Annotated in this window: 12 protein-coding genes; 8 read left to right on the top strand and 4 right to left on the bottom strand. The window is 64.9% G+C overall.

The genetic code is table 11. The annotated features are described in order from the left end of the window. Positions 1–21 precede the first annotated feature (21 nt). The 3 genes from EN874_RS18850 to EN874_RS18860 are packed head-to-tail and all read left to right on the top strand — an operon-like array spanning position 22 to position 3,873. The gene (locus tag EN874_RS18850) at positions 22–975 is read left to right on the top strand and encodes an ABC transporter permease (protein ID WP_127426435.1); all 954 of its coding nucleotides are present in this window, start codon (positions 22–24) and stop codon (positions 973–975) included. Further along, complete coding sequence (locus EN874_RS18855; RefSeq protein WP_127426436.1) at positions 972–1,856, top strand: ABC transporter permease; 885 nt, start codon at positions 972–974, stop codon at positions 1,854–1,856. The genes EN874_RS18850 and EN874_RS18855 overlap by 4 nt, the downstream gene beginning before the upstream one ends. Then, positions 1,849–3,873 (top strand): ABC transporter ATP-binding protein, encoded by a 2,025-nt coding sequence (locus EN874_RS18860; protein WP_168247533.1) that lies wholly within the window; start codon positions 1,849–1,851, stop codon positions 3,871–3,873. The genes EN874_RS18855 and EN874_RS18860 overlap by 8 nt, the downstream gene beginning before the upstream one ends. A 33-nt stretch (positions 3,874–3,906) precedes the next feature. On the opposite strand, the gene EN874_RS18865 is transcribed toward EN874_RS18860, so the two are convergent. From EN874_RS18865 to EN874_RS18875, 3 genes are read right to left on the bottom strand one after another with little or no spacing between them, the layout of a single operon-like run. Continuing rightward, positions 3,907–4,140, bottom strand: a complete 234-nt coding sequence (locus EN874_RS18865) for an RNA-binding protein (RefSeq protein WP_127426438.1) — start codon at positions 4,138–4,140, stop codon at positions 3,907–3,909. Positions 4,141–4,161: 21 nt separating this feature from the next. Further along, positions 4,162–4,677 carry a hypothetical protein gene (locus tag EN874_RS18870; RefSeq protein WP_127426439.1) on the bottom strand — a complete coding sequence of 172 codons (516 nt, stop codon included), beginning with the start codon at positions 4,675–4,677 and terminating at the stop codon, positions 4,162–4,164. Between the two features lie 51 nt (positions 4,678–4,728). Then, positions 4,729–5,649, bottom strand: coding sequence for a LysR family transcriptional regulator (locus tag EN874_RS18875; protein WP_127426440.1), 921 nt, complete (start codon positions 5,647–5,649; stop codon positions 4,729–4,731). 126 nt (positions 5,650–5,775) lie between these two features. Between EN874_RS18875 and EN874_RS18880 the strand changes: the two genes are divergently transcribed. From EN874_RS18880 to EN874_RS18900, 5 genes are all read left to right on the top strand, one after another. Beyond that, complete coding sequence (locus EN874_RS18880; RefSeq protein ID WP_127426441.1) at positions 5,776–7,431, top strand: ABC transporter substrate-binding protein; 1,656 nt, start codon at positions 5,776–5,778, stop codon at positions 7,429–7,431. Between the two features lie 2 nt (positions 7,432–7,433). Beyond that, positions 7,434–8,324: a DUF427 domain-containing protein gene (locus tag EN874_RS18885; protein WP_127426442.1), complete on the top strand. Its 891-nt coding sequence runs from the start codon at positions 7,434–7,436 to the stop codon at positions 8,322–8,324. A gap of 208 nt (positions 8,325–8,532) precedes the next feature. After that, a complete protein-coding gene (locus EN874_RS18890; protein WP_126085346.1) occupies positions 8,533–9,855 on the top strand; it encodes a homoserine dehydrogenase in 1,323 nt (440 codons plus the stop codon). A gap of 123 nt (positions 9,856–9,978) precedes the next feature. After that, on the top strand, positions 9,979–11,463 hold the full coding sequence (locus tag EN874_RS18895) for an FGGY family carbohydrate kinase (protein ID WP_127426443.1): 1,485 nt from the start codon (positions 9,979–9,981) through the stop codon (positions 11,461–11,463). A 75-nt stretch (positions 11,464–11,538) separates the two neighbouring features. Next, positions 11,539–12,126, top strand: coding sequence for a hypothetical protein (locus tag EN874_RS18900; RefSeq protein ID WP_127426444.1), 588 nt, complete (start codon positions 11,539–11,541; stop codon positions 12,124–12,126). Between the two features lie 11 nt (positions 12,127–12,137). Here the strand turns inward: EN874_RS18900 and EN874_RS18905 are convergent, their stop codons facing one another. Further along, on the bottom strand, positions 12,138–13,100 hold the full coding sequence (locus EN874_RS18905; protein WP_126085349.1) for a sugar-binding transcriptional regulator: 963 nt from the start codon (positions 13,098–13,100) through the stop codon (positions 12,138–12,140). Between the last annotated feature and the right edge of the window lie 119 nt (positions 13,101–13,219).

Consider the following 13,219-nt stretch of genomic DNA (forward strand, 5'->3'; position numbering starts at 1 on the left):
GCTTCAATAGGAGTATTCGCCATCCTCGCTTTCCTCGTCCGGCGCCTGGCTCTGTCGCTCGTCACGCTGTTTTTGCTCAGCGTCATGGTGTTCCTCGGCGGCCAGGTGCTGCCCGGCAATGTCGGGCGCGCCATATTGGGGCCGTTTGCCGATCAGCGCGCGGTTGACGCGCTCAACCATTCGCTTGGCGTCGACCGTCCGCTGCTCGTCCAATACGGAAGCTGGATCTGGAACTTCCTGCATGGCGACATGGGCACGTCCTACATTTTCCGCGCGCCGGTCGCGCCCTTCGTGGTCGACGCGCTCGGCAATTCGATGAAGCTGGCGCTGGTCGCCTTCGTGCTGGTGGTGCCGATCGGCATCCTTGGCGGCGTCATCGCCGCGCTCAACCTCAACCGGCCGCTCGACCGCATCATCAGCCTCGGCGGACTGTCGGTGACGGTGCTGCCCGAATTCGTCACCGGCATCATCCTGATCCTGATCTTCGGCGTCTGGCTGCGCTGGCTGCCGATCGCGGCCGCCTGGCCGAAGGGTGCCGGCTTCTTCACCCAGCTCTATTATCTCATCCTGCCGTCGCTGCCGCTGTTCCTGGTGCTGTTCGGATACATCGCGCGCATGGCGCGGTCCGGCATGATCGAGGCGCTCGATTCCGACTACACGCGCACCGCCGTGCTCAAGGGCCTGCCGTGGCGCACGGTGATCTGGCGGCACGTGCTGCGCAACGCGCTGTTGCCGACCATCACCGTCATCGCCACGCAGACCGGCTACCTGATCGGCGGCCTGGTCGTGATCGAGACGCTGTTCCGCTACCAGGGCATCGGCTCGCTGATCTTCACCGCCGCGCGCGGCAAGGATTTCCCGATGCTCGAGGCCGGCATCCTCACGATCGGCATCGTCTATGCGGTGGCCACATTGATCGCCGACTTCCTCTATTCGGTGCTCAATCCGCGCATCCGGCTTGGAGCAGAGCAATGAGCGCGACAGACACGCCGGCGAACCTGCCAGCGCCCGATACCGCGCCGCGGCGCGGCCCATGGGGCGACGTGCTGCATTCGCTGCTCAGATCAGGAACCTTCCTGACGGGGCTCGGCATCGTCCTGTTCTGGGTCATCTGCGCGCTGTTCGGCGAGCATTTCGTGCCCTACGACCCGCTCGCCGACGACATCATCAACGCGCTTGCGCCGCCGTCGGCCGAGCACTGGTTCGGCACCGACCAGATCGGCCGCGATGTCTTCTCGCGCGTCATCGTCGGCTCGCGCGACATCCTGACGGTGGCGCCCTTGGCCACCTTGCTGGCGACCGTCGCCGGCACCGCGCTCGGCCTGCTGATCGGCTATTTCCGCGGCATCGTCGACGACGTCGTCAGCCGCGTGCTCGAAGCCTTCATGGCGATCCCGGTGGTGATCATCGCGCTGCTCGCCATCGTCGCGCTCGGCACCTCGAAGATCACCGTCATCGTCGTCATCGGCCTGAGCTTCGCGCCGATCATCGCCCGTACCGTGCGCTCGGCGGTGCTGGCCGAGCGCGAGCTCGACTATGTCGCGGCGGCCAAGCTGCGCCACGAAGGCGCGCTGCACACGATGTTCGTCGAGATCCTGCCCAACGTCATCCCGCCGATCCTGGTCGAGACGACGGTGCGGCTGGGTTACGCGATCTTCGCCGTCGCGACGCTGTCCTTCATGGGCTTCGGCATCCAGCCGCCCTCGCCCGACTGGGGCCTCTCGATCTCCAGCAACTACGGCATGATCGGCGGCGGCTTCTGGTGGACGGTGCTGTTCGACGCCCTGGCCATCGCCTCGCTGGTGATCGGCGTCAACCTGGTGGCGGACGGCGTCCATGGAGCGTTCAATGACTGAGAAGAACGCGCTCGAGCTCAACGATCTCTCCGTCGCCTACCGCGTTGGCGGCCGCAACCGGGCGGTGCTGCGCAATGTCAGCCTTACCATCGGCCGGGGCGAGGCCTACGGACTGGTCGGCGAATCCGGCTGCGGCAAATCCACGGCGGCGCTGTCTGTGGTGCGCTACCTGCCGCGCAACGGCTCGATCACCGGCGGCTCGATCGCGCTCGACGGCCAGGACGTGATGAAGCTCGATGCCGAAGCGCTGCGGCGGGCGCGTGCGGAAAGCGTGTCGATGGTCTATCAGGACCCCGGCAAGGCACTGAACCCGTCGCTGCGCATCGGCCGCCAGCTGACCGAGATCTTCGAGCTTGGCGGTGTCTCGGGACAGGCGGCAAGCGACAAGGCGATCGCCATGCTGAACCGGGTGCGCATTTCCGATCCGGCCAGCGTCATGCAGCGCTATCCGCACCAGCTTTCCGGCGGCATGCAGCAGCGCGTGGCGATCGCCATGGCGCTGGCCAACGACCCATCGATGCTGATCCTCGACGAGCCGACGACCGGCCTCGACGCCACGGTCGAAGCCGAAGTGCTCGACCTGATCGCCCAGTTGAGAAGAGAACTGTCGGCCTCGATCCTGTTCATCAGCCACAACCTCGCCGTCGTCTCCAACATGTGCGACCGGGTCGGGGTGCTCTATGCCGGCATGCTGGTCGAGCAAGGCTCGACGAAGGACGTCTTCAACAATCCGCGCCATCCATACACGGTGGCGCTGCTGCGCTGCCTGCCGCGCGGCGGCCAACGCAAGGACCAGGGCCGCCTCGACACCATTCCCGGCTTCCTGCCCGGCATCGGCGCCAATATCGTCGGTTGCGCCTTCGCCGACCGCTGCGCGCTGGCGACGGAGCGCTGCCGCAGCGAGCCGCCGCCGCTCTACGAGCTGGCTGATGGCGGGGGAGGCGTCCGGCTGTCGCGCTGCCACTATCACGACAAGGCGCAGACGCTGCCGCGCGCCACGCCCGCGGAGATTCCCGCCGTCGCGCCGAAGCAGGCGCCGCCGGTGCTGCAGGTCGAAGGCCTGAACAAGACCTATGCCAGCCATGGCCGCCCGCTGAGAGCGGTGAAGGATGTTTCGGTCAGCCTGGGGCCCGGCGAGACGCTGGGCCTGGTCGGCGAATCCGGCAGCGGCAAGACCACTTTCGCGAGGCTTCTGCTCGGCCTCGTGCCGCCGGACGAAGGCGGCAGCATCGAGCTCGAGGGCCAGCAATTGGCGCCGCGGCTGGCAAGCCGCTCGGAGGACCAGGTCAAGGCGGTGCAGATCGTCTTCCAGAACCCGGATTCGGCGCTCAACCGCTCGCATTCGATCCGGCACATCCTCGGCCGTGCCTTGAAGCGGCTGGGCGGGCTCACCGGCAAGACACTGGACACGCGGCTGGAAGAGCTCGTCCGCTCGGTGCGGCTTACCGACCGGCATCTTGCGGTCAAGCCGCGCCAGCTTTCTGGCGGGCTGAAGCAGCGCGTGGCGATCGCGCGCGCCTTTGCCGGCGATCCGCGCATCGTCGTCTGCGACGAGCCGACCTCGGCGCTCGATGTCTCGGTGCAGGCGGCGATCCTCAACCTTTTGGCCGACCTGCAGTCGAAGCAGGACGTCAGCTACATCTTCATCTCGCACGACCTCGGCGTGGTGCGTTACCTCTCCGACAAGATCGCCGTGCTCTATCTCGGCCGCATTATGGAGTTCGGACCGTCGGAAGCGGTGTTTTCCGGACCGCACCACCCGTATACGGAAGCGCTGTTGTCGGCCGTGCCGAAACTCGACCGGACCGAGAGCGCGCGCATCCGCCTCGACGGCGAGATACCGAGCGCTGCCAACCCGCCGACGGGCTGCGTCTTCCACACGCGCTGCCCGCGCAAGATCGGCGCCATCTGCGAGACGCAGGAGCCGCAACTCACAGAGGCCCAGCCAGGCCACACCATCCGCTGCCACATCCCTTATGCGGAACTGGCGCGGCTGCAGATCGTGGAGCCCGCTTGAACAGCAATCAAGGCGGAGGCGTCCGGTAGTGTCTCAGTTTGAAATTTCGGCGACTGACTTTTTGTAGGGGCCACGCTTGCCCAGTTTCGGCGCAACGGCGGTGGCGCACTTCTTTCCGCCCTTCGAGCCAAGCTCTTTGGCGGCGGCACTCTTGCCGTCGTCCTGCGCGTCGTCGGCTTCCTCGCCAGTGGCAATGCGCATGACGCGGACGGCGTTGCCGATCACGTCGGCGGGGCGCTTCTGGCCTTTAGCCCGGTGGGCATGCATTTTTTCCTCAATGTCGCAGGTTTAAGCCGCTGTTACCGGCGCATTCAACGTGGCGATGGCGGTTTGCAAAGCAACATCGCATTCGCGCTGATGGCTCCAATGAACGCTCTGTGATGCGCGTTTGACGCGCTCTAAGGTTGCGGGATCCAAGTGCAGGTCCCATAGGCCCGATACGGCCGCCCTCGTCTTGGGAGCAATCCATGCCATAACGTTGTCTATGTCAGCACGATGGTCAAAGGCGTGCTCGTAGAAGGAAACTCCAGCAGCGTTCCAAAGCTGTTTGTTGGGGTGCCAGAGGCTCCATTCGGCAAAGGCGTAGATTTTGGGAAGCTCGTTGCGATCGTCGACCGAATGGGCTCTGCGAACAGAAGAAAGTACCTCGGCGAAAAACGCATAAGTTGAGCAACGCTCTGTCCGATTTATGGATGCCGCAGAAAACTCGTTCGGCAACATCACCTGAGCCAAAGCTCTCCAGCGGGGCAGCCGGTCTGAAGTGTGCGCTAGCTGATTGTTGTGCCGATCCATCTTGAAAAGCATATAGGAGTTCGCCGGCAGGCGCGACAGCGAGCGGTGCCGGCTAATAGCCGGTCAAATTTCAAACTGAGACACTACCGCGTCGGCCATGCTGAGGGCGCGGTCGGCCTCGGCGAAACTGCTTACTTCGGACCAGTCCTTGACCAGCATGCGGAGACCCTTGAGTGCAATGTCGAGAGCATCGGACGACGCCGGGTTCGCGGGATAGGCAAGATAGATCGGACGCTGGAACACCGGCGTGCCTTCGACGCGCCGCAATTCGCCGCGCTCGATGTGAGCGCTGACGGCGCTCAGCGGCAGATAGGCCGCCGCCTGCTGCGACAGCACATGCTGCAGGCCGATGAACACCAGCCCGGCCGAGATCGCCGGCTTCACCTTGCCGGCAAAGGCGCGGTCGTGCTCGACGCGGAACTCCAGGCCCCAGTCCATCAGGATGTAGTTGTCGGTCCACGGCCCGGCTTGCTCGGTGTGCTGGACGAGCACCACCTGGTCGACGGCCAATGTCTCATAGACGATGCCGGGATGCGGCTTGGGCAGATAGAGGATGCAGATATCCAGCAGGCCTTCGGCCATCTGGTCGATCGCCAGATCCGGAAAGCTGCCTTCCAGCCGCAGCGCCACGTTCGGCCGCTTCGCCCGCATCCACTCGATCCAGGGCGAGGTGATGCTGTCCCAGAGATAGGCGGGAGCGGTGAGCCTCAGCAGCGTCTCGTAGCCCTCGGGAACGGCGATGTCCTGGCGCGATTGCTCCCAGGTGCGGGTGATGGTGGATGCATGCGGCAGGAACTGCCGGCCGGCCGGCGTCAGCGTGACGCCGTCGCTGTCGCGGACGAACAGCTTGCGGCCCAACTGCTCTTCCAGCCCGCGAATGCGCGCGCTGACGGTCGACTGGGCAAGGTTCAGCCGGTGGGCGGCAATTGTGAAGCTGCCATGCGCCGCGACCTCGAGGAAACTGCGCAGATTCTCCGTATCCATGGCTTTCGCTTTCGGCTCGGCGGCAATCGAAGATTCCGATGGCCCTCATCAAAAAATATCGCTTTTCGGCCGTGGTCAACAATGAACTAGATGGCAAAGCCCCCACGCCAGCCAAGGAATGCAGCCATGCCGAAGCATTTCAGGACGATCGACGCCGCTCGCAGCAATCTCAGCGCAATCGAAAATTCCGCTATCGACGAATTGCTCGCCGGCAGGATCGGCAGGCGCGAATTCCTGCGCCATGGCAGCGTGCTCGGCCTGTCGCTGCCCTTCCTCGGCGGCATCGCCTCGGCGGTCGGCCTTGGCGCACCGCAGGCACGCGCCGAAGGCAAGCCGGGCGGTACGGTGCGCGCCGGTATCGCCGTGCCCGGCGGCGCCATCGACCCGGTGAACTTCTACGACAGCGGCAGCTATCAGCTCGTCTTCCAGACGGCCGAATTCCTGTGCGTGACGCAGCCGGACCTGACGCTGAAGCCGGTTCTGGCGGAAAGCTGGTCGCCCAACGCCGATGGCAGCGTCTGGACCTTCAAGCTGCGCAAAGGCGTGAAATTCCACAATGGCGAGGATTTCAAGGCCGACGACGTCGTGGCGACCTTCGATCGCCTCTCCGACCCGAAGGGCAGCTCCAACGCGTTGTCGGTGTTCAAGGGCCTGCTGTCGAAAGGCGGCACGCGCAAGGTCGACGACCATACCGTCGAGTTCCATCTCGACGCGCCGAACGGCAGCTTCCCCTATTCGGTGTCGATCGACAATTACAACGCCGTCATCCTGCCGGCGAGCTACAAGGGCGACTACGAGAAGACTTTCGAGGGCACCGGCCCGTTCCGGCTGGAAAGCTACACGCCGAAGGTCGGCGCCAGCTTCGTGCGCAATCCCGACTACTGGGGCGAGAAGGCGCTGCCTGACCGCCTCGAATTCAAGTTCTATGGCGACGTGCAGCCGCGCATCCTGGCGCTGCAGGCGGGCGAGGTCGACGTGCTCGACGCCATCCCGCTCGACGTCAGCCAGGTGGTGCTCGGCAATCCCGACATCACGGTGCTGCGCGTGGCGTCCACCGCGCATCGCCAACTCCACATGCGCTGCGACATGGCGCCCTTCACCGACAAGCGCGTGCGCCAGGCCCTCGCCCTCTCGATCGACCGCTCCAAGCTGGTCGACGGGCTCTGCCGCGGCATGGCGGCGACCGGCTATGACAGCCCGTTCGCGCCGGCCTTCCCGGCTACCGACAAATCGGTGCCGCAGCGCGCGCAGGACATCGCCAAGGCCAAGCAGTTGATGGAGGCCGCCGGCCTTGCCAGCGGCTTCGACATGACGCTGACCACGCTGCGCTATTCCGACATTCCCGGCTACGCGCAGCTCTTCCAGAACTTCGCCAAGGAGATCGGCACGCGCATCTCGCTCAACATCGAGGACCAGGACAAATATTACGGCAAGGCGGTGTTCGGCCAGTCCGACTGGCTGGACAGCCCGCTCGGCATCACCGACTACGCGCATCGCAGCGTGCCGAACGTCTTTCTGAAGAGTCCCCTGGTGAGCGACGGTCCGTGGAACGCGGCGCATTTCAAGAACACGGCCTATGACGGGCTGGTGGCCGGCTACCTCAAGGCGCTCGACCTCGACGCGCAGCGCAAGGCTGCCTCCGACATCCAAAAACTGCTGCTCGACGAGACGCCGGTGATCTTCAGCTATTTCCCGGACCTCCTGGTGCCGGTGCGCAAGAATGTCAGCGGCCTGCCGCCGATCGCCGCCGGCCTGCTGCTCGATCGTGTCTCGGTGGGTTGATCATGGTCGCGCGCAGCAACCTGGCGGCCAACGACGAGAAAAGGACGACGACCATTCGCAAGCCTCATCTGCGCGGCCGCGGGCCGCATTTCCCGCTGCTCGACACTATCGTGCAATACGAGTTCGAGCCGGGCTACGTCGCCTTCACCATGCCCTCGCCCAAGCGGCTGCGCGTCCAGGTCGGGCCGATGATCGTCGCCGACACCACCAGGGCGCTGGTGCTTTATGAGAGCGACCACCTGCCGGTCTACTACTTCCCGATAAGCGACGTGCGCGAGGAGTTCCTGCTGCCGAGCAGGACCACGACGGAGGATCCGTTCAAGGGCACCGCCACGCACTACTCGCTGAACACCGGCATCACGCTCGTCGAGGACGGCGCCTGGCGCTATCTCGATCCCGTCAAGGGCTGCCCGCCGATCGCGGACTACATCTCCTTCTACTGGCCGAAGATGACGCATTGGTGGGAGGAGGACGAGGAGATCTTCGTCCATGCCCGCGACCCGTTCCGCCGCGTCGACTGCCTGCCTTCATCGCGGCGCGTGCAGGTGATCCTCGACGGCGAGCAGGTCGCCGATTCCCGGCGTGGCGTGTTCCTGTTCGAGACCGGCCATCCGGTTCGGCATTATCTGCCGATCTCGGACACGCGGCTCGATATGTTCACGCCCAGCCGCTACATCTCGCGCTGCCCCTACAAGGGCATCTCCAACTACTACCACGTGACGACGCCCAAGAAGCGGCACGAGAACCTGGTCTGGTATTATCCCGAGCCCGTGCACGAGGCCGAACGCATCAAGGGACTGGTGTGCTTCCACCACGAACTGGTCGACAAGATCCTGGTCGACGGGGTTGAGATTCCCAAGGAAGCGACAGCGGCGTCCGACGGCTATTTTTGAGCGAACTCCCAGCCTCTTCCTGAAGCGAAGCAACGAAGCGGCGCAGATTGGCAGCCGTGGCGTTCCTTCGCGCCCCCCTCTGTCCTGCCGGCCTTGAATTGATCCCTCAGGGCAATGCCCAAATCCCGGTTGAAATATTTTTCAAATAGAAATAGGAATGTTCAAACGATTGCGGCGCGGCGGCGCGCCAAGGACCGGAGGAAGCGATATGTCCCATCCGCAATTCGCAGCGGAACTCCTGCAGCGCGCTGAGAAGCAGGGACCGATCACCATCGGGCTCGCCGGCGCCGGGCAGATGGGGACGGACATCGTCGTCCAGGTGGCGCTCATGCCGGGCATGCGCATCGGCGCCATTTCGGAAGTCAGGCCGCAGGCGGCGATCGATGCCGCGCTGCTTGCCGGCCACGACCGCTCCGATATCGTGCAGGCGCCCAATGCGGCGGCCATCGACCGCGCCATCGAGGCCGGCAAGATCGCCGTCACCGAGGATCTTCACGCGCTCGCCGCCGCCGGCCGCATTGACGTCATCATCGACGCCACCGGCAATCCCAATATCGGCACGCTGTTCGCGCTCGAAGTGATGAAGAACGGCAAGCATATCGTCATGCTCAATGTCGAGGCCGACATCACCATCGGCCGCTTCCTGAAAGAGGAAGCACGCAAGGCCGGCGTGGTCTACACGGGCGCGGCCGGCGACGAGCCCGCCTGCACGCTGGAGATCATCGGCTTCGCCAAAAGCCTCGGCTTCACAATAGTTGCCGCCGGCAAGGGCAAGAACAATCCGCTCAAGTTCGATGCGGTGCCCGCCGATTACGAGAAGGAGGCGGCCGAGCGCAACATGAATGCGCGCATGCTTGTCGAGTTCGTCGACGGCTCGAAGACGGCGATCGAGATGGTGGCGATCGCCAATGCCACCGGCCTGGTGCCGGACGTGCCCGGCATGCACGGCCCGACGGCAACGCTGGAGGAGTTGGCAAGCGTGCTCTGCCCTCGCGAGGACGGCGGCGTGCTGCACCGCAAGGGCGTGGTCGACTATTCGATCGGCAAGGGCGTCGCGCCCGGCGTGTTCTGCATCATCGAGACGAAGCATCCGCGCGTGCTTGAGCGCATGATCGACCTCAAGGTCGGCAAGGGCCCCTATTTCACGATCTTCCGCCCCTATCACCTGACCAGTCTCGAAGTGCCGCTCTCGGCGGCGCGCGCGGTGGTCTACAAGCGCGCCGACATGGAGCCGCTCGACCATCCGGTGGCCGAGGCGGTGGCGGTGGCCAAGACCAATCTCGGCACCGGACAGTCGCTCGGCATGATCGGCGAGAACGATTATCGCGGCTTTGCCATGACCTGGGAGGACGCGCGCGCCAAGGGCGCGCTGCCGCTCGGCCTTGCCGAGCGCGCCAAGGTGGTGAAGCCGGTGAAGGCCGGCGACTTCCTGACCTATGAAAATTGTGTACCCGACGATTCGATGGTGATAACCCAGATCCGCCGTCGTCTCGACCAGTCGGACGGGCGGTTTGTACCCAACGCGGCCTAAAGCGCGTCGCGCTGAAACGAATCCAGGCGACGCGATTTAGGTCTTTGTTTTTATGCATGTCGTTTTCGCAAAACCGCTGCACACTTTTGCGCGACATGCACTAACCCTGCGGATCGCCGCCTGATGGACGATGTCGTAATCGGGATCGACGCCTCGACGACGGCCGTGAAGGCGATCGCTTTCACGCGTGACGGCACGGAGCTCTTCCAGGCACGCGAGACCTACCCGCTTTCCAATCCGGCGCCCGGCCATTTCGAGCAGGATGCCGAGCATTGGTGGACGGCGCTGGTGACGGCGCTGGGGAAGGTCGCCGACAAGGTCGGCGCGGCGCGCGTGAAGGCGATCTCCATCGCCCATCAACGCGAGACCTTCACGCTGATCGACGACGCCGGCAAGCCGCTCATCCCCGCCATCCTGTGGCTCGACGAGCGCGCCCGCCGCCAGGTGGCGCGGCTTTCGCAAGAGCTTGGCCGCGAGGCGATCCGCGACTGGAGCGGCAAGCCGCCGGACCCGACGCCGGCGCTCTACGCCTTGGCCTGGCTGGTGGAGCACAAGCCGCCGGCGCTGACGGAAGCGGCTGCGCTCGTCGACGTGCATGCCTTCTTCGTCCACCGGCTCACCGGTCGGCTGATGACCAGCACGGCGAGCGCCGATCCGCTCGGCCTGCTCGACATCGCCAACTGTACCTGGCATCCGCGGCTAGTCGAAGCGGCAGGCCTGCAAACTGGACAATTGCCGGAGTTGGCCGCCCCCGGCGCGGTCTGCGGCACGCTTTCGGAAGGGATCGCCGCGGCGACCGGTCTGAAGGCCGGCACGCCGGTCGTGGCCGGCGCCGGCGACGGCCAGGCCATGGGCCTCGGCATGGGCGTCTACGGCCCCGGCAAGAGCTATCTCTCGCTGGGCTCGGGCGTCGTCAGCGGCAACTATTCCGGCACGGTCACGACATCGGATGCGTTCCGCACGCTGGTCTCGCCGACCGGCTCCGGCTTCATGCTGGAAACCGTGCTGCGCTCCGGCATGCAACTGGTCGACTGGATCGTGCGCACCACCGGCTCGCCTTCGGCCGCCGAGCTGGAAAGGGCGGCGATGACGGTCGCCGCGGGCAGCGACGGCCTGCTGGTCATGCCCTATTGGGCCGGTGTCATGAGCCCCTATTGGGACGGCGCGGCGCGCGGCGCGATCGTCGGCCTGTCGCTCGATCACGAGCCGAAACATCTCTTCCGCGCGGTGCTGGAAGGCATTGCCCTGGAGCAGGCGATTGCCACCGACGCGATGGAGGAACAGACCGGCAAGGCCGGCGCGATGATCGCGGCCGGCGGCGGCACCAATTCGACGCTGCTGATGCAGATCATGGCGAGCGTGCTCGAGCGGCCGCTCTTGGTCTCGCCGGTCAACGAGGCGGCGGCGCTGGGTGCTGCCATGCTGGCGGCCTCGGCCATCGGCTGGTTCGCATCGCCGGAGGACGCGGCAAAGGCGATGGCCGCCCCGCCAGCGAGACAAGTCGATCCGGTCGAAGCGCTGGTGCCGATCTACCGCGCCCGCAAGGAAATCTACCGCGACCTCTATCACGCGACGCGAGACATCCACGCGCGGCTGGGTGCGGCCTGAAACCTGTGTGAAGCAACGCATTTTGCGTCTTGCCCTGCTGATGCTACGCTTCCGGCACGCGGCGGACGATTGCTCATGACCACAGCCCTTCATCATGCGGCCCTCTTTTGGCTTGTCGCCTCGACGGCTATGCCTATGCCGGCGCTTGCCGGCGACAAGCCGGCGTTCGAGCTAGCGCTCGACGTCGATCAGGACGGCACGATGGACCGCGCCGTGGTGATGCAGGACGATGGTCCGGCCGACCTCTACATCTATCTGGCGGTAGGTGAGGAAAAGCCCGATCCCTCGCGAAAGCCCGACTTCGTGCGGAGGGCTCTGACCGAGGACCGGATCCTCGACCTGGAAGCCAAGGGCAAGGGATCGCTGGCGATCACGTCCTGCTTCGGCTGCGGCGCCAGCAAATCGACGGAGGACACGCTGACCGTCGTCTATCGCAACGGCAGCTTCCTGGTCGGCGGCTATAGCCGCAACTGGGACTGGAACATCCAGAAGTCAGACGGAACCGTCGAGACGACGATCGGCGATTGCGACATCAATTACCTCACCGGCAAGGCTACAGCGTCCACGGATCTGGAAGACGGCAAGCCCGTCAAAGGCAGGTTCAAGCCCGTGCTGCTGAAGGACTGGTCCTACGAGAAGCGTCCCAAAATCTGCAGCTTCTGATCCGGCGAACCTCAGCGGCTGAGCAGGCCCTTGGCCGCGTCCTCGTCGGTGATCAGCACAGAAACCTTGGTGTTGGCAAGCGCGGCGCGCATGACGGCGATCTTCTCCTGCCCGCCCGAAACCAAGATGGTGGTCGGGATGTCGGAGAGGTCCTGCAGCGGATAGGCGCAGACACGGCGATTGACCTCATGGTCGACCGTGCGGCCCTCTGCATCGATGAAATGGCAAAGGATGTCGCCGACCGCGCCGGCCGCCTGCAATTCCTCCAATTCGCTTGGCTTGATGAAGCCGTAGTTGGCGATCGGGCTGTCGTTGGAGAAGGAGCCGACGCTGAGCACGGCGATGTTGGCGCGCCTCGCCCTAAAGACGACGTCCTGGACACTGCGCTGGCTCATGAAGGCATCGCGCTGCTCCGGCCTGTCGGCATAGACTGGTACCGGCAAAAGGTAGCATTCGGCGCCGATCTTCTCGGCGAATTCCCAGGCGCTCTCAGTCGGGTTGAGCGGCTGCGCGTGGGTCAGGCCGCCGAGCATCGAGACCACCGTGGTCCTGGCGATCGGCCGCCTGGGCAGTTCGTTGATGGCGAATTTCAACGTCCTGCCCCAGCCCAGCGCAATGACGTCGCCGGGATTGACATTGTCGGCAAGATAAGCGGCGGCGGCATGGCCGATCATCAGCGGCGCGTTGCTCCTGTCGGCTGCCGACGGCACGACCACGGCGTGGCCAAGGCCGAAGCGCTGCTTCAGGCTTTCCTCCAATTGCACGCATTCGACGACGCTGTCGCGAATGCGGAACTGGACAACACCCTCCTCGCGCGCGGCCGAGAGAATCCGGTGCACCTTGATGCGGCCGATACCGAGGATCTCGGAGATCCGCTCCTGCGTCAGGCCTTCGACATAATAGTGCCAGGCGGCACGGGCCTTGAGCTCGGCATCCGGGAAGCGCGAGGCCTTCTCGTTCTCGATCACCGCCATCCTTATGCCTCCCGCATGCGTTCGACTTTCCCTATGGCAAACCGTCGGTTGGCGCAAACCGGCGCCGAAAGCGTCAGCGGCACTTGACAATTTTCTGATGAACGTTTTAGCTGAACAAA

Origin of the sequence: Mesorhizobium sp. M1D.F.Ca.ET.231.01.1.1 (assembly GCF_003999155.2) — a bacterium.
Taxonomy (GTDB): domain Bacteria; phylum Pseudomonadota; class Alphaproteobacteria; order Rhizobiales; family Rhizobiaceae; genus Mesorhizobium.

Bases quoted from the DNA above. Each gene is read 5' to 3' on its own strand.
- EN874_RS18855 (WP_127426436.1), top strand. From the start codon at position 972: ATGAGCGCGACAGACACGCCGGCGAACCTGCCAGCGCCCGATACCGCG.
- EN874_RS18860 (WP_168247533.1), top strand. From the start codon at position 1,849: ATGACTGAGAAGAACGCGCTCGAGCTCAACGATCTCTCCGTCGCCTAC.
- EN874_RS18865 (WP_127426438.1), bottom strand. From the start codon at position 4,140: ATGCATGCCCACCGGGCTAAAGGCCAGAAGCGCCCCGCCGACGTGATC.
- EN874_RS18870 (WP_127426439.1), bottom strand. From the start codon at position 4,677: ATGCTTTTCAAGATGGATCGGCACAACAATCAGCTAGCGCACACTTCA.
- EN874_RS18875 (WP_127426440.1), bottom strand. From the start codon at position 5,649: ATGGATACGGAGAATCTGCGCAGTTTCCTCGAGGTCGCGGCGCATGGC.
- EN874_RS18880 (WP_127426441.1), top strand. From the start codon at position 5,776: ATGCCGAAGCATTTCAGGACGATCGACGCCGCTCGCAGCAATCTCAGC.
- EN874_RS18885 (WP_127426442.1), top strand. From the start codon at position 7,434: ATGGTCGCGCGCAGCAACCTGGCGGCCAACGACGAGAAAAGGACGACG.
- EN874_RS18890 (WP_126085346.1), top strand. From the start codon at position 8,533: ATGTCCCATCCGCAATTCGCAGCGGAACTCCTGCAGCGCGCTGAGAAG.
- EN874_RS18895 (WP_127426443.1), top strand. From the start codon at position 9,979: ATGGACGATGTCGTAATCGGGATCGACGCCTCGACGACGGCCGTGAAG.
- EN874_RS18900 (WP_127426444.1), top strand. From the start codon at position 11,539: ATGACCACAGCCCTTCATCATGCGGCCCTCTTTTGGCTTGTCGCCTCG.
- EN874_RS18905 (WP_126085349.1), bottom strand. From the start codon at position 13,100: ATGGCGGTGATCGAGAACGAGAAGGCCTCGCGCTTCCCGGATGCCGAG.